The organism is Streptomyces sparsogenes, assembly GCF_001704635.1.
Classification (GTDB): domain Bacteria; phylum Actinomycetota; class Actinomycetes; order Streptomycetales; family Streptomycetaceae; genus Streptomyces; species Streptomyces sparsogenes.
The window spans coordinates 1-19,399 of the sequence record NZ_MAXF01000133.1; the positions used below are offsets into that span (position 1 = coordinate 1).

The window sequence follows — 19,399 nt, forward strand, 5'->3', positions numbered from 1 at the left end:
GGAGAACTGCAGGCCGCCGTAGTAGCCGTTCCCCGTGTTGATGCTCCAGTTGTCGGTGGACTCGCACTCCGCCACCTTGTCCCAGGTGTCGACGGAGGCGGCGTTCGCCTGGCCGACGCCTATGAGGGGCAGCGCGACGCCGGCGCCGCCCGCGGTGAACGCGAGGGAGGCGCGGGAGACGCGGCGGGGCCGGGGCCTGCGGTGACGTCCGCGTGCAGCCATTGAGCTCATCCTCTCCTGACGCCTGCGAGGTGAGCTGTCGGGTTCGGGCGGGAGTTGCCCGGCCGCGCCTTGCTCGGTGCCCCCGGCACCGTGACGTGGCTTCACCCCTAGGGCCTCTCGTTTGGATCATGCCGGGCTCGCGGGCCCTGGCACCGCGCCTCGCGGCGTTGTCGTCGGTTGCCATGGCTCCGCCATGGCGCCCTCCTCCGCCTTGCGATCCTCCCCCAGCTACCGCTGGGAGGTGCCCCCTGCACCAGACCCCGCTCCCTGATCCGGCCTGATCCAAACGAAAGACCCTAGCCGTGCCGCCCGACGTGGCGTGGCCCGGCGCCTTCCTGGTTCCCCCGCTCCTGCCGTGACAGGTCGTTGTGTCACTCCTCCGCCACGGCAGGACTCGGCGCTCCGGCGGAGGAGGCCCCCGCACGGAATCCGGCGGGTGCGGCACAGTAAACACATCGTTTTGGTCACGACAAGGTCTCGACGGACCTGTGGCCGGAAATCGATCAGGCCGGCCATGCACCGCGATCCGCGTCACCGTGCTTCGGATGGGGCGATCGCGGCGATGATTGCGGCGGGACATCCGCAATGCCGAATTGCCGCCGCTATGCGATTAATGCCGTGGGGGACATAAGGGTGCTCATGGGGGGAAGGGGAGCCCGAAGGGGAATGGACGGGGGCTGCCGGGGCACTCGGCGTGGTGGCAGATGAGCCGCCGGATGCCCGACCTACAGGAGGTTGTCCATGGCACAGCGGAACGGCGGGGCGCCCACGAGGCGTCGGCCGTCGGCCTTATCCGTATCCGCACTGCTCGTCGGCGCGCTGGCCACCGTCACGGCCTGCGGCGCCGATACGAAGTCCGGGGCGCCGGCGCCACCCGGCTCGGCCGACGCTCCCAGCTCGGCCGCCAGCGCCCCCCGGCACCCCACCGCCCCGCCCGGCGGAGGCCGGGACGACAAGGCCGCTCCGGCCTCGACCGACCGGGCCGCCACGAAGGCGCCGAAGGCGGCCGAGCCGTCCGTCGCCACCGAGGCCGCGTCCGCCGCCCCCGCCGCCCGCCGCATCTGCTCGAAGGACCGGCTGAAGCTGTCCACCGGCCGGGCGGATATCGGCGCGGGCAATGTCTATGTCCCCCTGGCCTTCACCAATACCGGTGACGCCAGTTGCACCCTGACCGGCTTTCCCGGCGTTTCGCTGCTCGACGGCCCCGGTACCGCTATCGGCGAACCCGCCAAGCGCCGCGGGCCGGCGGGACCCACGGTCGTCCTGAAACCCGGCGGCAGCGCCTACGCGAGTCTGCACACCCTGAACAAAGGCGTGTCCGACAAGCCCTGCTGGCGGACCGCGTCCGAAATTCGCGTCTACCCGCCGGACTCCTACCGCTCCATGAAGACCTCGGCGCGCTCCTTCCAGGTCTGCGGGGGCGTATTCGAAGTCACCGCCGTCGAACCGGGCTCCCGGCCCTGACCCGGCACCCCCGGCCGGGCGCGGGCCCGCTGCCCCTCCCCGCGCCCGGCCTCCCCGCGCCCGGCCCGACGCGCCGGAAATGAATTGGCCGGGAAGCGCGGTCAGATGACGCCCCCAAGTGGCCGAAAATCTTGATGGGCCCGACACCCACTGGCCCCTTTCGCCCTTCCGCAATCATTATCGGGTGGGCCACCATGTGAAGGGGCCTCGCCTGAGCCGGCACGGAGTGTCCAGAGGGGGACGATGTCATGGAGCGAGCGGCGACCGGGGTCGAGACGGAGTTGGTGGACCTCTCGGAAACGACGCTTGAAGAACTGGGCGACGGTCAGGAGTTCACCCTCGCGACCCGGCGGTTGCTCGAACGCGTACAGTCCCCGCCGACAGTCGCGACCGCCGCCGCGAACCAACAGGGCTGTTGACGGATTCCCGGCGATGGCACGGCAGCATTCACCCCACCGAGAAAGGCGGCCATGCCGGCGGACTATTCAGCTGGCCTTCCCTGCCCGCTCCCGGCCCCGGGCCTTACGCCGCCGCTCACCGCTTCTCCAGTGAGCCGTCACCACCGGCTGTCCGCGGCGTGCTTCGAGGAATTGACCCGTGGCGGCGGGGGAGCGGCGGCGATCGCCGAGTTACGGGCGGGCCAGCGCAGCCGCCTCATGCTCCTGCTACGCGCGTTGACCGATGTCGCCTCCTCCCATCCCCAGGTACCGGGGCCGCTGCCCGCACCGCGCGAGGCGTGGGAGCTGCTGATCAAGGCCGAGCGGCGCAGTCCGCCGAGCGTGGAGCGTCTGCTGCTGCACCCGCCGGTCGGTGCCTGGCTCAGCCGCTGTCTGCGCAGGCTGCGGGACATGGCGAGGGAAGAGGAGCAGGAGCCCGCGGTCCCGCTGTGGCTGGAGACCGGCTATCTGCACACCGTGGCCGCTGCGGCGGCCCTCCTGGCGGGGACCGACTTCCGGATCGTGGTCCCGGTCCGCGACGGCGGGGTGATGCTGCCGGCACTGGGCTTCGTCGACCTGGTGGGCTGCGACTCCTCCCTCGCGGAGATCGTGGCCGACGGCGCGGGCGGCCGAGCCGTACGGGCCGGTTCGCACACGGTGCCGCTGCCCCCCGATCTCACCCGGGACGCCAAGGGCTGGCACGCCCTGAGACGGCTGCGCGGCAGGCACCCCACCCACCCCTGCTCGCCCTGCCTGGACGACCTCGACCCCTATCGGGACTTTCTGCGCCCCACCGCGCCCGAGCGGCTGAGCGAGCCGGAGGCGCGGCGCTGGCAGGAACTTTTCCAGGGCGCCTGGCGGCTGGTCGCCCGGCAGGACAACGTGGATCCGGCCGGTGTCGCCGACTGTCTGATGTCCGTGGTTCCCGTGCGGTATCCGGCGCGGGCGGACTTCTTCAGCGCGTCCTCGCCCGAGGCGTACGGCTGCGTCCTGCTGAACCCCCCGGCCGACGCCGCCACCCTCGCCGCCTCGCTGATCCATGAGGCCCAGCACGTCAAACTCAGTGCCCTGCTGGATCTGGTGCCCCTGATGCACGGCGGCATGGAGGAGATCCATTACGCGCCCTGGCGCGCGGACCCCCGCCCCCTGCGCGGGCTGCTGCACGGGGTGTACGCCTTTCTGGGCGTCACGGCGTTCTGGCAGGCCCACCGGCGGGCCGTCCGGGGCGAGGCGGCGCGCGCCGCCGACTTCGAGTTCGCGCTGCGACGCGCGCAGACCTTCCAGGGGCTGCGGACGCTGCGCGAACACGCGGAGCTGACGGCCCTGGGCGACCGCTTTCTGCGGGGGCTCGAGGAGAGACTGGCGCCCTGGCTCGCCGAGCCGGTGCCGGAGGGCCCACAGCGGGCCGCCGAGGACATCAACCTCGATCACCGGTTGCTTCATCGCCTGCACCATCTGCGTCCCGCCCCCCAGCCGACCGGGTTGTGGGCCAAAGCGTGGCGGGAGGGCGGCCCGCCCCCGGCGGCGCGGCCCGCGACGACGCTGCGGGCCTCCCGGACGGCGGTGGCGGCCCGCCCGGGGCTGGTCCGGATGCGCCTTCGCGACCCGGCGGGCTTCGCCCTGCTGCGGGAGAAGCCGCAGGAGCACCTCTTCGGCGGCGAGGGCGGGGAAGGCGGCGAGGGCGGCGCGCAGGCCCCCTCGCGGGCCGATCTCGACTGGGCCGCCGGCGACACCGCGGCCGCGCTGGACGGCTACCGCGACCGACTCGCCGAGAGCCCCGACGACCTCACCGCCTGGTCGGGCCTCGCGCTCACGCTGCCCGCGGGCCCGGCGAAGGAGGCCCTCCTGGCCCGTCCGGAACTCGTGCTCGCGGTGCACCGTGCGCTGCGCGACCCGGCCGGCGCCGGCCCCGACCCGGTGGCTCTCGCCCGCTGGATCGGGACCCGCCGCTGAGCCCGGGGCCGCGGGTCAGAACGTGTACGCCTCCAGGTCGCAGTCCGCGCGGATGCCGCGGGCCGCCGCGATGGTGGCCGGGTGCTGGCCGCTCAGTACCCGGCGGAACCGCTCCAGGGCGTCGTTGTGCAGCTCCTCGGCCGATCGGCTCTCGCCCAGGGCCCGCAGGTCCGCCGACAGGTTGACCGCGCACGCCAGCGTGGTGGGGTGGTCCTCGCCCAGCCGCTCCCGGCAGACGGCCAGACTCCCGCTGTCCAGGCTGTGCGCCTCCTCGTAGTCCGCCAGCGTGTACAGATCGCTGGCCAGGTTGATGGCGCAGGCGAGGGTCGAGGGGTGCTTGTCGCCCAGCGTCTCCACGAAGACCCCCAGCGTCTCCTTGTTGAGCGCCAGCGCCTCCTCGGTCTCGCCCAGCAGCCGGAGCGTGACGGCCAGGTTGGTCGCCGCGCTCGAGGTGTAGGGGTGCCGGGGGCCGAGGATGACCCGCAGGTCCTCCAGGGACTTCCGCCCGAGTTCCCGGGCGCCCGCCAGGTCGGCGTTCTGCCGCAGGTCCATCGAGAGGTTCATCTCGGACGTGGTGATGTCGAGATTGGGCTCGACATAGCGCAGCCGGTAGCTGTCCACCGCCTGTCGGGTCAGCTCGATCGCACCCTCGTGATCCCCCGCCTTGCGGCGGGCCACGGCCAGGGTGCGCATCGCGTTGACGAAGACGGGCGCGTTGGGCGGCACGCTGCGCAGGGCGCGCGCGAAGGTCTCCTCCTGCATGGCGCGGGCGGCGTGGTACTGCCCGTTGCCGCGGATGTCGCTGGAGAGGTGGGTGGCGAGCAGGATGGCGCTCAGGGAGTCCTCGCCGAGGACGACGGCCGCCGTGTCGCGCGCGGACTGGTGGATCTCCTGGGCGAGCGTGAACTCGCCGACGGCCCGGAGCGCCAGCCCGTAGTCGTTCGCGGCGGCCAGGGTGTACGGGTCCTCCTCGCCGAAGACCCGCAGGGCCCGGGTCCACCGGTCCTTCTCCAGCTCCACGGACCTGGCGTAGTCCCCCTGGAGCCGGGCGCTGTTGGCGACCGCGCCCATGGTCGCGATGGTGTCCTCGTGGTTCTCGCCCGCTTGCGGATGGGCGCGCAGCAGCCCGAGGATCCGGTCGTTGAGTTCCCGGGCCTCCTCGTAGTGGCCGAGCGCGGTCAGGGCGTGGCCGAGGGTCCGGGACGCGGACAGCGTCTCCAGACTGTCCTCGCCCAGGGACTGGCGCCAGGTCTCCACCACCTGGCCGCCGAACTCCCGGGCGCCCTGGTGGTCTCCCCAGACGAACAGGAAGCTGATCAGGTTGCGCACCATCTGCCGCACCCATTTGTCGTCGCACTCCAGCGCCCGGGAGGCGCGGACGTGCGAGAGCAGATCGGCGTAGCGCGGCCAGTTGACGGGGGCGACGTCGTTGGGGTCGCCGTAGGCGAGCAACACGTGGGCGCTGTGCCGCATGTCCGCCTGCTGCTGGGGGGACATCTGGCCCACCAGCACCGCCTGTACCAGCCGGTGCATCTCGATGGTGTTGTTCCGGTGATTGATCTTGATCAGCGCGTAGCGGTTGATCTCCCGGATCGCATGACCGAGCTTGATCGGGTCCTGCAGCACCTCGGAGAGCTCGGGGGAGAGGGAGACCCCTCGGACCCCGGAGAACAGCCGCCGCGAGATGGGCTCCGGGGCGAAGAAGGAGCACACCTGGAGCAGCTGCAAGGCACCGGGGTGGTGCTCCGCGAGCCGGCGCAGCGACATGTTCCACGCCGCCGCGACCGGCTCCGGGTAGTCGACCGGGACGCCCTGGGCCAGCAACTCGGCGCGCCGGGTGCTGACATCGGCCCGCTCGTCCTCGAAGACGTGGAGGTACTCGTCGACCGGCATACCGGTCTCGGTGAGCCAGGCGGCCGCCTGCTCGATGGCCAGCGGCAGGTCGCCCAGCGCCTCGGCCACCCGGTCCGCCTGTTCGTCCGGCAGCTCCGGGCCCCGGCGCCGCAGCAGCTCGATGCTCTCCTGCCGGTCGAAGACGTCCACCTCGACCGTGCGGGCGGCCCGCGACCACTGGGCGTTCCGGGAGGTGACCAGGATCCGGCCCGGGCCGCCGGTGGGGAAGAAGGGGCGGACCGTCTCCAGCTCCTCCGCGTTGTCGAACACCAGGAGCCAGTCGCGGCAGGGGCGGCCGGTGCGCAGCGCCTCCAGCACGCTCGGCACCGCGACGTTCGTCTCCATGCCGACCTGCAACCCCAGCCGGTCGGCCAGCTGCACCAGCGCCTGGCGGATCTGCTCCGGGCGCTCCGCCGGGATCCACCACACCGCGTCGTAGTCGGAGGCGTGCTGGTGCACGTACTCCAGGGCGATCTGCGACTTGCCCACCCCGCCGAGCCCGTGCAGGGCCTCCGGGAGCACGGCGGCGGTGCCCTCGCTGCTCAGACGCTCGTGCAAGGTGTCGAGCAATGTTTGTCGCCCGGTGAAGTTGTTGTTCCGGGGCGGTACGTTCCCCCAGATGGCCGGGGGATCCCCGGCGCGGCGCTCCTCCACGGCGGGCAGGGACCGGGCAGCGGTCACGGGCACAAAACTTCCTCTCGGGTGCTCACCCGCCGCGCCCGGCGCGCCGTGCGCCGACGGGGGTGATGAATCGTCCTTCGGGGAGGACGGGTCGGTACGGGAACCTCGGGACATTGTGGAGTCGGTCACGGCAACCTCGGGGTTCGAACTTCCCCCATTCGGCGGGTCTTCAACGGGATCGTGGCGGCGTTCACCCGAGCGGCCGATCGCCTGCTGTGCGAGCACGCGTGCGCGGAAGGTCCGCGCGCCCTCCAGATAGGGCCCCGAGAGCGCCTTGTAGACCTGCTCCTGGACGCGCATGTACGGCAGCAGCCGCTCGGTCTCCGGCAGCTCGGGCAGGGTTCCCGAGGGATGGCTGAGGGCGTCCCGCAGCACGTGCAGCGGCTTCCAGCGGTGGCCCAGCCGGTCCAGGACGCTGCGCAGGACGTACAGCGACTCGTCGCGCATCCCGGCCGAGAGCAGCAACTCCCGCACCCCGTCGTGGAACTCGTAGCCGATCCCGGTCTCGTCCATCGGGTCCGCCGACCCGACCTTGCGCAGCAGTCCGCCCAGCAGGATCTCGGCCAGCTCGCCGGGGCTGCCCTGCGGCTCGTGCATGCCCTGGACGAATTCCATCACCGGGATGTTCAGCGGCGCCGCCGCCAGCCGCGAGGCGAGCCGGAACGCCCTGGGCGACGCGGTGGCCCGGAACCGGAACACCCGGTCCCGGGCGGTGGGCTCGGGTTCCCGCTCCCAGCGCTCGGCCGGCACCCCCGGCAGCAGCGCCAGCGTGTCCCGGCCGTGCGCCGACGGCTGGGTCACCAGCCGCGCCCAGCGGCCCAGCCACCGCGCCTCGAGCTCCAGCACCGGCACCGGCGGCTCGCCCCCGGGCCAGGGGGCGCCGTCGCCGCTTCGCCAGGTGCCGTTGGGCGCGCCCGGCTCGGGCACCCGCACCCGCACCCGCTCGGGGGCGATCCCGGTGTGGTGCCAGCGGCCCTGGTTGAGCACGTGCACCACGGCGACCGTGGCCCGCCGCGCCCAGCGGGCCAGCGCCCGCTTGCCGGTCTCGTCCCCCCACGCCGTGCCGATGCCGTCGGTCAGGACCAGGACGGCCCGCCTGCCGCGCGGCGGGATGCCGTCCACCGGCGAGCGCGCGCCGCCCCGCCCGGCCCCCTCGCGGGGCCCCGCCGGTTCCGCCGGGAGCGGGCGGTCGGCGTTGACGCGGCGCACCCGCACCGTACGGAAGGCGCCGGTGCGCTCCAGGACGGTGACGAGCCGGCGGGCCGTCTGCCGCCACACCACCATGGAGCTGCTGCAGTCCACGACCACGACCACGTCCATCCAGCGCTCCGGCACCGGTACGCACCTGGGCAGCCAGAGCCGCTCGCGGGCGGCGCGCTCGGCCGTGGCCTCCTCGTCCACCTCCGTGTGGACCGGCGAGGGCGAGGTGCGCTTGAGCGGTCGCAGCGCCCGGGAGAGGGCGCGCTCGGCGGTCGGCGGGGAGACGGCGGCCGGCCGGGGGAGGGGCACGGCGACATCGGTGGCCACCGCCTGGCCGAAGGTCTCGCCGGGCGGGGCCGGGAGGCCGACCAGCTCGACATGGCGCGGCGCGGTCAGGACCAGTTCGCCCTCGGGCTCGGGCGCCTCGTCCTCCTCGACCTCCCGCGGCGATCCCGGCGGCGGGTCCGGGGCGCGGGGTGTCTCGGCGGTGGACTCGGCGGAGGGCGGTGCGGGGGCGGGGCGGCCGGCCCCGGGATCGGTCTCCGCCCGGCAGACCGCGAGCCATAACGAGTCGGCGATCTGCTGCCAGTCCAGGTCCGGCCTGCCGCGCTCGGAGGACCTGTCGCCCGGGTCCTGTGTCATGTCGGGCCTGCTGCGTCCAAGCGGTGCCAGATGGCGTGCAGCAGCTCCTCCCAGTCGGGGCCCGGCACGCGGGCCTGGGACGTCACCAGGTACACCGCGTTGAGCAACTGGTCGGCCGCGAGGCCGCCTTCGAGCCGGCTGCGCTCCACGAACATCTGGATGAGCTCCAGGGCGCGCGGATCGTCCGCCCGGCCCAGGTGCGCGGCCACGATCGCGGCGAGCCGGTCGGTGTCCGGGTCGGGCAGCCGCAGCTGCAGACATCGGCGCAGGAAAGCGGGCGGGAATTCCCGCTCGTCGTTGCTGGTGATGACGACGACCGGGAACGCGCGGCAGCGCACCCGCCCGGAGGCGATGACGGCGCTGCGGTCCGGGTCGTCGGTGAGCACCCGGACGGCGGGCCGGCGGCTGCGGATGCGCACCAGCTCGGGAATGGTGTATTCGCCGGCCTCGAAGATGTCGAGGAGGTCATTGGGCAGATCGATATCGCTTTTGTCGAATTCGTCGATGAGCAGGACGCGGGGCAGCCGGTGCGGCAGCATCGCCGTGCCCAGCGGGCCGAGTTGGAGAAAGTCCCCGATGTCCTCCGGGCCGGGTTCCTGGCGTCCCCCGAATTCCGTGTCCGCCGCCTGTCCGGCCGCCGCGGCGTGCACGCGGCCGACCGCGTCGTAGTCGTACAGGCCCGACCGCAGGGTCGTACGGGTGGTGATCGGCCAGCGCAGCACCCGGCCGAGGCCCAGCTCCCTGCTGATGCGGTACGCCAGCGTGGACTTGCCCGTGCCCGGGCGGCCGGTCACCAGAAGGGGGCGGCGCAGGATGAGCGCCGCGTTGACGACGTCGGCCTCCTCGGGGTCCGACCGCATGCCCAGGGGCGCGGCGCCGAGCCGCCGGGCGGCGTCCTGCTCGTCCTCGGGCGGGGCGGGCGGCTCGGTCGGCGCCTCGTCGCCCTCCGGCGACCCGTGGCCCGACGCGCCGCCGGCCGATAACCCCTCGGCCGGTAACCCCGCGTCGGACAGCGCCCGCGCTCCGGCCTCGGACCCGTCCGCGGGCCCCGGGGAGACGCCGTTGAAGGTGCGCCAGGGAGGCGGCGGCGGAAGGATCTCTTCCAGACTGACGTCGTGCAGCGGCCTTCCGGTGCCCTGATAGATCCACCAGGGCCGGGGTATGCCGCCCGACGGCGGGCCGAGTCGGGCGCCGGGGCCCGGATCACCGTTGGCGTGTCCGTTGTGACGCCTCGGCCCTGCGTCGGTCATCGACTGCCCCCCTCGTCCGGCCCCGCCGCTCGCCCCTGTGTCTCCACGGGACGGGTCGGATCGTCCCAAACGATCATGACGTGCTGTCCAAGGTGTTGCTCGCGCTCGGCGGACCCGATGGCTTGGGCCTCCATCCGCAACTCTTTCACGGCATCGCGGAGCCGTGCCAGATCCCCGCTGGCCTCCACGGGTTTTTGTCTCAACTGATGGACCAGGTCCGGATCCCGCGGATGACGCCGGTCCCACACGACCACGGGAATGCCCGCCCGCCAGGCCGCCGAGGCCTGCCGGCGGCCCTCCAGGCTCGCGCCCGGCGGCGCGTTCAGCACCAGGGCGAACACATGCTGGTCGGTGTTGAGCCGGGCCACCAGGGCGCTCGGGTCGCCCGAGCGCGGACTGTCCGGATCCGGCCCGTCCACCACCAGCTGCCGGGACCGCTCCGGCTGCGAGCGGAACGTCTGCCACCGCTTCTTCCAGGCCCCGTACCACCGCCTGGTCTGGCTGCGCTCCAGGCTCCGTACGACCACCGGGTAGCTCGAGCACAGCGGGGTGGCGAAGTCGCTGTCCAGCTCATGGCGCCACAGGTGCACCGGCAGATCCAGGTCCTCGGCGCCCAGCACGAACTCCAGGTGGATACAGCGCGCGTCCTCCCACTCCACGGCGGCCTCGTGCACCAGGTCCTGCACGGCGCGCTCGGCCGTGGCGGCCGTGACCTTGCTGACCGGGCCGCGGACCGGATACCAGCCCGTCGGGTCGTAGGCGTGCCACGAGGACAGCTCGTACCGGCCGGGCTCGTCCTGCGGCAACAGCTGGATGACCAGGTACGCGTCGACCGACTCGGCGAGGGCGGCGTGCCCCACCTGCTGCCGCAGCGACCTCAGCTCCGAGGTCAGCGACAGCTCGCGCGCCTGCTCGTCCGCCCAGCTCCGCAGGCGGTCCGCCAGCTCCAGCGGACGGGCCGACGCGGCCAGGTACTCGACCAGGGCCAGGCCCGGCGTCAGCCCGTCCGGCCGCGCGTTCATCCGGGCCAGGGTCTCGAAGGCGTCCCACGGGCCGGTGACCGGCGGCACCTCCTGCAGCGGCCCCGCCGCGCCCCGGCACAGCCGCGCCAGATGCGCCACCTCCAGCCCCTCCAGCAGCGAGCGCAGCCGGTCCGTCGCGTCCGGCGGCAGCGCCGGACGGGCCGTCATCTGCTCCATGGCCGAGTCGAGCCGCTCCATGGCCGGCGCGCCCGGGGAGAGGATCTCCAGGGACTCGCGCAGCGCCCGCATCACGCGCGCGTTGTCCAGGCACTCCCGGGCCAGCTCCACCAGGAAGTGGTTGGTCACCCGGTGGTTGCGGACCGGCAGCTCCGACTCCAGCTCCCTGGCGACCAGTTCCAGACACAGCGCACGGGAGTCCGGGTCGATCAGACACCGGAACTCCTTGAGCGCCGTGACGAGATGGTTGACCGATTTCAGGCCGCCTTCCCCCGTGGCCGCCATGCATGACCTCCCCCGCCCATCACCGGTCCCCGCCGCCGGTGATCTCCGCCGGAGACCCTGCCACAGGCGGGCGCCGCCGGGCGCGGGCTCCGGACCACTTGTATGCCCCGCCCACCCCAGCTGACACCCCGTGAGACACGAGAGTCACGCCCGTGCTCGGCGGCGGCCGGCCTCGAGCGCTGCCCGGCCGCGCGGCCGCAGCCCGGGATCAGCCCGGGCCGAGCAGCGCCAGCCGCGCGGTCAGTTCCGCCGTGGCCGGGGCCTCCGGCGCGATCATGGCCAGGGCGTCCGCCAGTTCTCCCCACGCGCCGTACGCCTCGCAGGCGCGCAGCAGGGCCAGCGCCTCCGCCCGGCTCGCCGACTGCCTGGACACCTGCGTGCCGACGGCCGGCAGCTCGTCGAGGAGCAGCTGCCAGCGGGCGGGGGAGGCCAGGCCCGGGACGGCGAGCAACAGATCCGCCAGCGCGCCCAGTTCCCGGATCGACAGCCTCCCGGACGCGGCGCGGCGGGCCGGGGCGGCGGGGGCTGCGAGTTCGGCGGGGACTACGGGCGTGGCGAGGGCGGCCGGCACGGCCGGGGCATTCCGGGGAAGCTGCCGCAGCAGCTCGAAGGCGAACGCCGCCGCGTGCCGGGAGGCGACCGGCTGCCACCGCTCGTCGTGTGCCTCGTCCTTGTCGGCGAGCAGATCGGAGATCCCCCGGATCACCAGGGCGTCGACCTGCCGGTTGACGTACGCGCCGGCCAGGAATCCGAACCCCTCCATGTCGACCGCCACCGCGTCGCCCGCCCCGGCCGCCAGCCGGCGGCCGACGTCCGAGCGCTGGTGCGCCACCACCCGGCCGCCCGCCGCGATCGGCTTGACATGGGCCAGCGGGCGCGGCGCGGCGTCGCCCCCGGCGGGGCGGATCCCCCGCTGCCACTCGTCCGCCGCCGCGACCAGCCGGGCCAGCTGCACCAGCCCGTAGGCCGACTGATGGGTCTTCTGGCGGGGGAGGAAGCCGTCCTCGGTGTCCTTGCCGGTCTCGTAGTCGTACACCGCGTCCGCGGCCACGACATCCCCCAGGCCCACGTCCTTGCGGCCGCCGGCCACCCCGACGAACAGCAGGGCCCGGGGGGAGAACAGCGCGGCGGCCCGCTCCACCAGCACCGCCGCGCCCGGATTCCCCGGGCCCGTCATATGGATCGCCACGGACCGGCCGCCGCCACCGCCGCGGAAGACCCCCACCTCGAACAGGGAGCCACGCTCGGCCCACACGGTGCGCACCTCCTCCAGATGCGCCCGCACGGCCCGGTACTCCACCTCGAGCGCGGTGAGGATGACCACCTCCGCCCGCCCGGCGGCCCCGGCCGGCCACCCGCCCTCCTCAGACCACACCATCTCCCCCTAGTGCCGCATCAGCCAAGGTTTGCCCCGCTCGCCGCCCTGGCACGCACGCTCGCTGCGTTGGCCGAAAGCCCGAGTAGGCCCACTACGAGGGCTTCCAGCCGCCTTGCGATCGCACGCACCAGGACGCCTCGCTACCGGGCAAACCTTGACTGACGCGGCACTAGGTACGCGTCCGGCTGGAGCGGTCCCATCGTGTCAGGGCCGGTGCAGATCCGCGTACACCACGATCTGTGCCGCCAACACGGCGATCAGCAGGGTTTCGGCCACCGAGACCGTCATGAGCGGCCACCGGGCCGGGCCGGAGGTCCAGTAGACGACCAGCGCGGCGACCGGCGCCACGGTGAACAGCATCAGGTCGGCCGCGAGTTGCAGCCGCTTCCGGGAGATCCGGCGGCGGTCGTCGCGGTGGGCCGTCTCCCATCCGAAGATCCGGGGCCGCTCGGGGACGAGCGCGGCCAGCCGCGGGCCCAGGTCCTGGCGCACGTAACGGCCGATGGCCGAGATCTTCTCGTCGTTGACGAGGTAGGTCCAGCCCAGCAGCACCGAGGCCGGCGGCAGCAGCAGAAGCAGCTCCGGGCGGCCGCCGCCCTGCAGCGAGAAGGTGATGATGGCCGCCATCGAGGCGAGCGTGGCGTAGAGCAGATTGTCCCGGAAGCCGATGCGCGCCCGCTGCTCCTCCTTCACCTGTTCGTACTCCACGATGAGCAGCCTGCCGACGACGGCTTCCTCGTCCCGTGCCACACGTCCCCCCTTTGGGCGGGCTCCCGTGCCGTGAGCACCCGCCAGGCGGAGAGTAACCGCGGACGGGGCGATGGAAACGCGTAAATTGGCCGAGCACCCGCGGAACACCGGCGGGCCCACCGACGGACCGCCGGCGGGACACCCGGCGGGGCATCCGAACGGACACTGACGGAACGACGAAGGCGAGTTGCCCGATGAGCCTGTACGACATCCCCCTGCACACCCTCTCCGGCGAGCCCACCACCCTCGGCGCCCACCAGGACAAGGCACTGCTGCTGGTCAACGTGGCCTCCAAGTGCGGGCTGACCCCGCAGTACGAGGGCCTGGAGCGGCTGCAGCAGCGCTACGCCGAGCGCGGCTTCACCGTGCTGGGCTTCCCCTGCAACCAGTTCGCCGGCCAGGAGCCCGGCACCGCCGAGGAGATCCGGACCTTCTGCTCCACCACCTACGGCGTCTCCTTCCCGCTCATGGAGAAGATCGAGGTCAACGGCGAGGGGCGGCATCCGCTGTATGCCGAGCTGACGAAGGCCGAGGACGCCTCGGGCGAGGCGGGCGACATCCAGTGGAACTTCGAGAAGTTCCTGGTCTCGCCGCGCGGCGAGGTGGTCGCCAGGTTCCGGCCGCGGACCGAGCCGGAGGCCGCGGAGGTCGTCGCGGCGATCGAGGCGCGGCTGCCCCGCTGACGTCGCGTACGCGCTTTCCTCAGAACCTCCTCAAACCCGTGGCCCGCGCGTTCTCGGTGGCCCGCGGCGCCAGTAGGCTCGCCGCGGCACCAGCACACGTACGGGGGTACACGCGGTGGGACTCGGGGATTTCATACCTGACCCGGTGCGGCGCTTCGTCGGGGACCAGGTGGAGCACCTCGGCGAAGCGGTCGACGGGGCCGGCGACTTCACCGCCGAGCGGCTGGACGACATGGGGTGGGACGGCGGGGCCGACTGGGTCCGGCGCACCACCGACTCGGCCGCGAACGCGCTGGGCGCGGACGTGGCGGAGCTGGGGCTGGACCGGACCGACGACCCGGCGCTGCTCGTCCACGGGAACCCCGCCAGGCTGCGGTCCACGGCCGACCACCTGACCACCTTCGAGAACGCCTTCAACGACGTCGGCAAGGGGCTCCAGGGGGTCGGCCCCGAGGCCCTCGACGCACTGAGGGGACGGTCCGCCGCCGCCTTCGCCGGGCGGGTGTCCGCCGAGCCGAAGAAGTGGTTCGTGGCGGCCGACGCCTGCGGAGTGGCGGCCGCGGCGCTGCGCGAGTTCGCCGAGACGGTGGAGTGGGCCCAGAAGCAGGCCGACGAGGCCGTCCGCACCTACCGCAGGGGCCGGAAGGCGTCCGACGGGGCCCGTGCCGCCCACCACGGCGCGGCGTCCTTTGGCCACGACCCGGGCCGCGCCGACATCGAGGCGGCCGAGGAGATCCTCGGCGAGGCGCGCCGGCAGCGGGACGCGGCACACCTCGCCGCCCAGCGGGCGGTGGCGGCGGCGCGCGACAAGGCCCCGCGCGAGCCCTCCTACCTCCGCCGGGTGGCGGACGGGGTGGAGGGGCTGCGGCTGGACGGGAGCCACGTCCTCGGCGGCGTGGTCAAGGGCACGGCGGGGCTGGTGGACTTCGCCCGCTCCATGAACGCCCTGGACCCCTACAACCTCACCCACCCCGCCGAATACGCCACGCGCCTCAACGACACCGCCGCCGGCCTGCTCCGGATGGCGAACGACCCGGCCCCCGCGCTCAAGGCCATGTGGCAGTCCTTCGAGAAGGACCCCGCGGAGGGCCTGGGCCGGCTGGTGCCCGAACTGGTCGGCACCAAGGGGCTCGGCGGCGTCCGGTCGCTCGCCACCGCCGGCAAGGACCTCGCGAAGCTCGCCGAGCGGGCACCGGGCCGGGGCTGGAAGCCCAGCGGCTGGAAGTGGAAGTTCGGCGGCCACGCGCAGCTCAAGAAGGACGGCGCCGCGGCGCACAGCGTGCCCGACTCCGCCAAGACCACCGGCGGCACCGACCCGGTGGACCTGGCCACCGGGAAGATGTACCTCCCGCAGACCGATGTGGCCCTGCCCGGCCTGCTGCCGCTGGTGTTCCGGCGCAGGGCCGAGTCCGGCTACCGCGCCGGCCGGTGGTTCGGCCCCTCGTGGTCCAGCACGGCCGACCAGCGCCTGGAGATCCTCGACCGGGGCGTCGTCCTCGTCGGCGCCGACGGGCTGCTGCTGTCCTACCCGCACCCCGCCCCGGGGGTGCCCACCCTGCCCGACCTGGGCCCGAGGTGGCCGCTGGAGCGCACCCCCGGTGGCGACTACACCGTCACCGACCCGGACACCGGCCACGTCCGGCGCTACACCGGACCCGCCGGAACGCGGCCCGGCGGGGACGGCGAGGCACCGCTGGCGGAGGTCCGTGACCGCAACGGCCACCGCCTCACCTTCGAGTACGACGACCACGGCACCCCCACCGGCATCGTCCACGACGGCGGCTACCACCTGACGTTCGCCACCGAGGGCGGCCGGATCACGGCCCTGCGCCTGGGCGAGGTCGAACTCGTCCGCTACGGCTACACCGACGGCGACCTGACCGAGGTCACCGGCTCGAGCGGCCTCCCGCTGCGCTTCGAGTACGACGGCGACCACCGGATCATCGCCTGGGTCGACACCAACCAACGACGCTACGAGTACGTCTACGACGACCACGACCGCGTCGTCTCCGAGGGCGGCACCGAAGGCCATGTGTCGCTGTGCATGGACTACGCCGATGCCGCCGCCGATGCCGCCGCCGACGCCGCCGGTGCCGCCGCCGGTGCCGGCGACGGCGACATCGCCGCCCCGGACACCGGCCACCGCGTCACCGCGGTCCGCACCCCCGAGGGGCACACCACCCGCTACCTGGTCGACGACCGCTGCCGGGTGGTGGCCGTCACCGACCCGCTCGGCAACACCGTCCGCACCACGGTCGACCGCCACGGCCGCCCGCTCACCCACACGGACGCGCTCGGACACACCACCCGTTACGCGTACGACGAGGCCGGCCGCCTGACCCGGCTGACCACCCCGGACGGCCACACCCGCACCATCGCCCGCGACCGGCTGGGGCTGCCGGTGAAGATCACCGACGCCGACGGGGCGGTGTGGCGCCACACCTACGACGAGCGCGGCAACCGCACGGCGACCACGGACCCGGCCGGCCACACCACCCGGTACACCTACGACGACCGGGGCGCCCTGACCTCCGTCATCGACCCCTTCGGCGCGACCACCCGGATCCGCTGCGACGCCGCCGGCCTGCCCCTGGAGATCACCGACCCGCTGGGCGCCACCACCACCTACCGCCGCGACGCCTTCGGCCGCCCCACCGCCGTCACCGACCCGCTCGGCGCCACCACCCGCCTGGAGTGGACGGTGGAGGGCAGGCTCGCCGCGCACACCGACCCCGCCGGGGCCCGGCAGAGCTGGCGCTACGACGGCGAGGGCAACTGCGTCGCCCACACCGACGCCCTGGGCCGGGTCACCACCTACGAATACACCCACTTCGACCTGCTCGCCGCCCGCACCGGGCCCGACGGCGCCCGCGTCGAGTACCGCTACGACACCCGGCTGCGCCTCACCCGGGTGACCAACCCGCAGGGCCTCACCTGGACCTACGCCTACGACCCGGCGGGCCGCCCGCTGAGCGAGACCGACTTCGACGGCCGTACCACCACCTACCGCCACGACGCCGCCGGCCGGCTCGTCTCCCGCACCAACCCGCTGGGCCAGACGGTCCACCTCACCCGGGACCCCATGGGCCGGATCGTGCGCAAGGACGCGGACGGCCGGGTGACCACCTTCGACTGGGACCCGGCCGGCCGACTGGCCGCGGCCACGGGCCCGGACGGGGAACTCGCCCTCCACCGCGACCTGGTGGGCCGGGTCAAGTCGGAGCTGTCCGGCGGGCGGGTCCTCGCCCACACCTACGACGCGCTCGGCCGCCCCGTCCGGCGCGTCACCCCCTCCGGCGCGATGTCCTCGTTCGCCTACGACGCCGCCGGCCACCGCATCACGCTGAAGGCCGGCGGCCACACCCTCGCCTTCGGGTACGACGCGTCCGGCCGCGAGACCTCCCGCCGCATCGACCGCGCCGCCACTCTGGCGCAGGTCTGGGATCCGGCCGGCCGCCTCACCGAGCAGACCCTCACCGGCCACTCCCAGGACGGCGGGGACGCCGGGGACGCCGGGGAATCCGCCACCCTGCAGCGCCGGGTGTACCGCTACCGCGCCGACGGCCACCTCACCGGGGTCGACGACCACCTGGGCGGCGCCCACGGCTTCGAGCTGGACCCGGCGGGCCGGGTCACGGCCGTCCACGCCCCCGGCGGGCGGGGCGAGAGCTACGCGTACGACGAGGCGGGCAACCAGACGTACGCCTCCTGGCCCGCGCCCTTCGCCTCGCACGCCGGGGCCACCGGCCCCCGCACCTACACCGGCACCCGGGTCGCCCGGGCGGGGCGGGTCCGCTACGAGTACGACGCGGCCGGCCGGATCACCCTCAAGCGGCGGAACAGGCTGTCGCGCAAGCCGGACACCTGGCGGTACACCTGGGACGCGGAGGACCGGCTCACCTCCGTCACCACCCCCGACGGCACCGTCTGGCGCTACCTCTACGACCCGCTGGGCCGGCGCACCGCCAAGCAGCGGCTCGCCGCCGACGGCGAGACGGTCGTGGAGCGAGTGGACTTCGTCTGGGACGGCTCCACGCTCGTCGAGCAGACCACCACCGGGCGGGCCCGGCCCGAGCCGGCCACCCTCACCTGGGACCACGACGGCCCGCGCCCGGTCGCCCAGACCGAGCGCGTCACCGACGACATGGGCCGGCGGGAGATCGACCGCAGATTCTTCGCCATCGTCACCGACCTGGTGGGCACCCCCCGCGAACTCCTCGACGAGAGCGGCGAGATCGTCGGGCGCCGGCAGGCCACCCTGTGGGGCGCGACCGGCGCCGCGGCGGCCGGGGAGGCGCACACCCCCCTGCGCTTCCCCGGCCAGTACCACGACCCCGAGACCGGGCTCCACTACAACCGGTACCGCTACTACGACCCCGAGACCGCCCGCTACACCAGCCCCGATCCGCTCGGACTGGCCGCCGCGCCCAACCCCGTCGCCTATGTGCCGAACCCGCATGCCTGGATCGACCCGCTGGGCCTGTGCCCGTGTCCGCCCGGCACGCGGCCGGGAGGGCGGCCGGACGGCCAGACCGTCCTCAGCGGCCACGGCGCCATCTGGTCGGAAGAACTCCGGCCGGGCCAAGAGCTCAAGGCCACGGTCCCTCAGGGGACGACACTGCACTTCTACGTCGACCACGGCGAGATGCTCAAGAACCCGAGGGCCAACCGGATCGAGCTCGGCACCGAGCCGGTGGTCCCCACCATGACCGTCGGACCGGGCCAACAGATCTGGGACTACTCGCTCTTCCCGCCCGACGGGCTGGAGATCCTGGGCAATCCGGTGACGGTGACGAGAGAGACCAAGCTCTCGGAGCTGCTGCGGCCGAACATGGGCCATGTGCACTGGGCGGCCTGCCGGGAGATCATCCCCTGAGCGGGGGCGCGCGGCCCCCGCTCAACCCGCTCAGTGTTCAGCGCTCGGCGTTCAGCGCTCCGCGGCGAACGCGGCCAGCCAGGCCAGCGGGGCGTTCCAGTTGATCGCCACCTCGTTGGTCGAGTACGAGCCGATGTCGTCGATGTAGCACTTCGCCGCCGCGCACCCGACCAGCTTCTCCTCCGCCACCGGGTCCTGCAGCGCCGAGTCCGGGCCGCCCGCGAGGGACCCGGCGGGCGGGTTGGGCAGCGAGGCGTCCGCCTGGTGGGCCCAGAAGCGGTGGTGCTGGTTGCGGGACGCCTGCTCCCCGTAGCCCGAGACATAGGACTGGCCCAGGGCGTTGCGGCCCAGCAGGTAGTCCAGCGCCTCCAGCGCCCCGTCGCGGTAGCGCCGCTGCCCGGTGAGTTCATAGGCGACGGCGATGACGCTCGCGTTGTTCGCCACCTGGCCGTTGGAGCCCCACACATAGCCGTCCGCCGGCAGCGG

12 protein-coding genes are annotated in these 19,399 nt (G+C 73.7%); 5 read left to right on the forward strand and 7 right to left on the reverse strand.

Annotation, left to right across the window (positions count from 1 at the left end; translation table 11 throughout):
• Positions 1 to 222, reverse strand: a 222-nt coding sequence (locus BBH68_RS27835; RefSeq protein ID WP_141713062.1) for a transglycosylase family protein, incomplete at its 3' end; no start/stop codon positions are given.
• A 741-nt stretch (positions 223 to 963) separates the two neighbouring features.
• Here BBH68_RS27835 and BBH68_RS27840 point away from each other — a divergent pair.
• The 3 genes from BBH68_RS27840 (at position 964) to BBH68_RS27845 (ending at position 4,076) form a co-directional block, all read left to right on the forward strand.
• On the forward strand, positions 964 to 1,686 hold the full coding sequence (locus BBH68_RS27840) for a DUF4232 domain-containing protein (RefSeq protein WP_065966462.1): 723 nt from the start codon (positions 964 to 966) through the stop codon (positions 1,684 to 1,686).
• Between the two features lie 248 nt (positions 1,687 to 1,934).
• A complete protein-coding gene (locus BBH68_RS42155; RefSeq protein ID WP_170066604.1) occupies positions 1,935 to 2,105 on the forward strand; it encodes a hypothetical protein in 171 nt (56 codons plus the stop codon).
• A gap of 129 nt (positions 2,106 to 2,234) precedes the next feature.
• Positions 2,235 to 4,076, forward strand: a complete 1,842-nt coding sequence (locus tag BBH68_RS27845) for an HEXXH motif domain-containing protein (RefSeq protein ID WP_076972115.1) — start codon at positions 2,235 to 2,237, stop codon at positions 4,074 to 4,076.
• 15 nt (positions 4,077 to 4,091) lie between these two features.
• On the opposite strand, the gene fxsT is transcribed toward BBH68_RS27845, so the two are convergent.
• The 5 genes from fxsT to BBH68_RS27870 all read right to left on the reverse strand — a co-directional run bounded on the left by fxsT (position 4,092) and on the right by BBH68_RS27870 (position 13,354).
• Positions 4,092 to 8,492, reverse strand: coding sequence for an FxSxx-COOH system tetratricopeptide repeat protein (fxsT, locus tag BBH68_RS27850; RefSeq protein ID WP_065966463.1), 4,401 nt, complete (start codon positions 8,490 to 8,492; stop codon positions 4,092 to 4,094).
• Complete coding sequence (locus tag BBH68_RS27855) at positions 8,489 to 9,742, reverse strand: AAA family ATPase (RefSeq protein WP_065966464.1); 1,254 nt, start codon at positions 9,740 to 9,742, stop codon at positions 8,489 to 8,491. Before BBH68_RS27855 ends, fxsT begins: the two co-directional genes overlap by 4 nt.
• Positions 9,739 to 11,226, reverse strand: a complete 1,488-nt coding sequence (locus BBH68_RS27860) for a VMAP-C domain-containing protein (RefSeq protein ID WP_065966465.1) — start codon at positions 11,224 to 11,226, stop codon at positions 9,739 to 9,741. The genes BBH68_RS27855 and BBH68_RS27860 overlap by 4 nt, the downstream gene beginning before the upstream one ends.
• Positions 11,227 to 11,434: 208 nt before the next feature.
• Positions 11,435 to 12,604 (reverse strand): phosphorylase family protein, encoded by a 1,170-nt coding sequence (locus tag BBH68_RS44100; protein WP_065966466.1) that lies wholly within the window; start codon positions 12,602 to 12,604, stop codon positions 11,435 to 11,437.
• A gap of 204 nt (positions 12,605 to 12,808) precedes the next feature.
• Complete coding sequence (locus tag BBH68_RS27870; RefSeq protein WP_065966467.1) at positions 12,809 to 13,354, reverse strand: hypothetical protein; 546 nt, start codon at positions 13,352 to 13,354, stop codon at positions 12,809 to 12,811.
• Positions 13,355 to 13,548: 194 nt separating this feature from the next.
• Between BBH68_RS27870 and BBH68_RS27875 the strand changes: the two genes are divergently transcribed.
• Positions 13,549 to 14,037, forward strand: coding sequence for a glutathione peroxidase (locus tag BBH68_RS27875; RefSeq protein WP_065966468.1), 489 nt, complete (start codon positions 13,549 to 13,551; stop codon positions 14,035 to 14,037).
• Between the two features lie 115 nt (positions 14,038 to 14,152).
• Positions 14,153 to 18,913, forward strand: a complete 4,761-nt coding sequence (locus BBH68_RS27880) for a putative T7SS-secreted protein (protein WP_065966469.1) — start codon at positions 14,153 to 14,155, stop codon at positions 18,911 to 18,913.
• A 51-nt stretch (positions 18,914 to 18,964) separates the two neighbouring features.
• Here BBH68_RS27880 and BBH68_RS27885 read toward each other — a convergent pair.
• The coding region (locus BBH68_RS27885) for a glycoside hydrolase family 9 protein (RefSeq protein WP_174589103.1) at positions 18,965 to 19,399 on the reverse strand (435 nt) is incomplete at its 5' end.

Bases quoted from the DNA above. Each gene is read 5' to 3' on its own strand.
- BBH68_RS42155 (WP_170066604.1), top strand. From the start codon at position 1,935: ATGGAGCGAGCGGCGACCGGGGTCGAGACGGAGTTGGTGGACCTCTCG.
- BBH68_RS44100 (WP_065966466.1), bottom strand. From the start codon at position 12,604: ATGGTGTGGTCTGAGGAGGGCGGGTGGCCGGCCGGGGCCGCCGGGCGG.
- BBH68_RS27860 (WP_065966465.1), bottom strand. From the start codon at position 11,226: ATGGCGGCCACGGGGGAAGGCGGCCTGAAATCGGTCAACCATCTCGTC.
- fxsT (WP_065966463.1), bottom strand. From the start codon at position 8,492: ATGACACAGGACCCGGGCGACAGGTCCTCCGAGCGCGGCAGGCCGGAC.
- BBH68_RS27840 (WP_065966462.1), top strand. From the start codon at position 964: ATGGCACAGCGGAACGGCGGGGCGCCCACGAGGCGTCGGCCGTCGGCC.
- BBH68_RS27855 (WP_065966464.1), bottom strand. From the start codon at position 9,742: ATGACCGACGCAGGGCCGAGGCGTCACAACGGACACGCCAACGGTGAT.
- BBH68_RS27875 (WP_065966468.1), top strand. From the start codon at position 13,549: ATGAGCCTGTACGACATCCCCCTGCACACCCTCTCCGGCGAGCCCACC.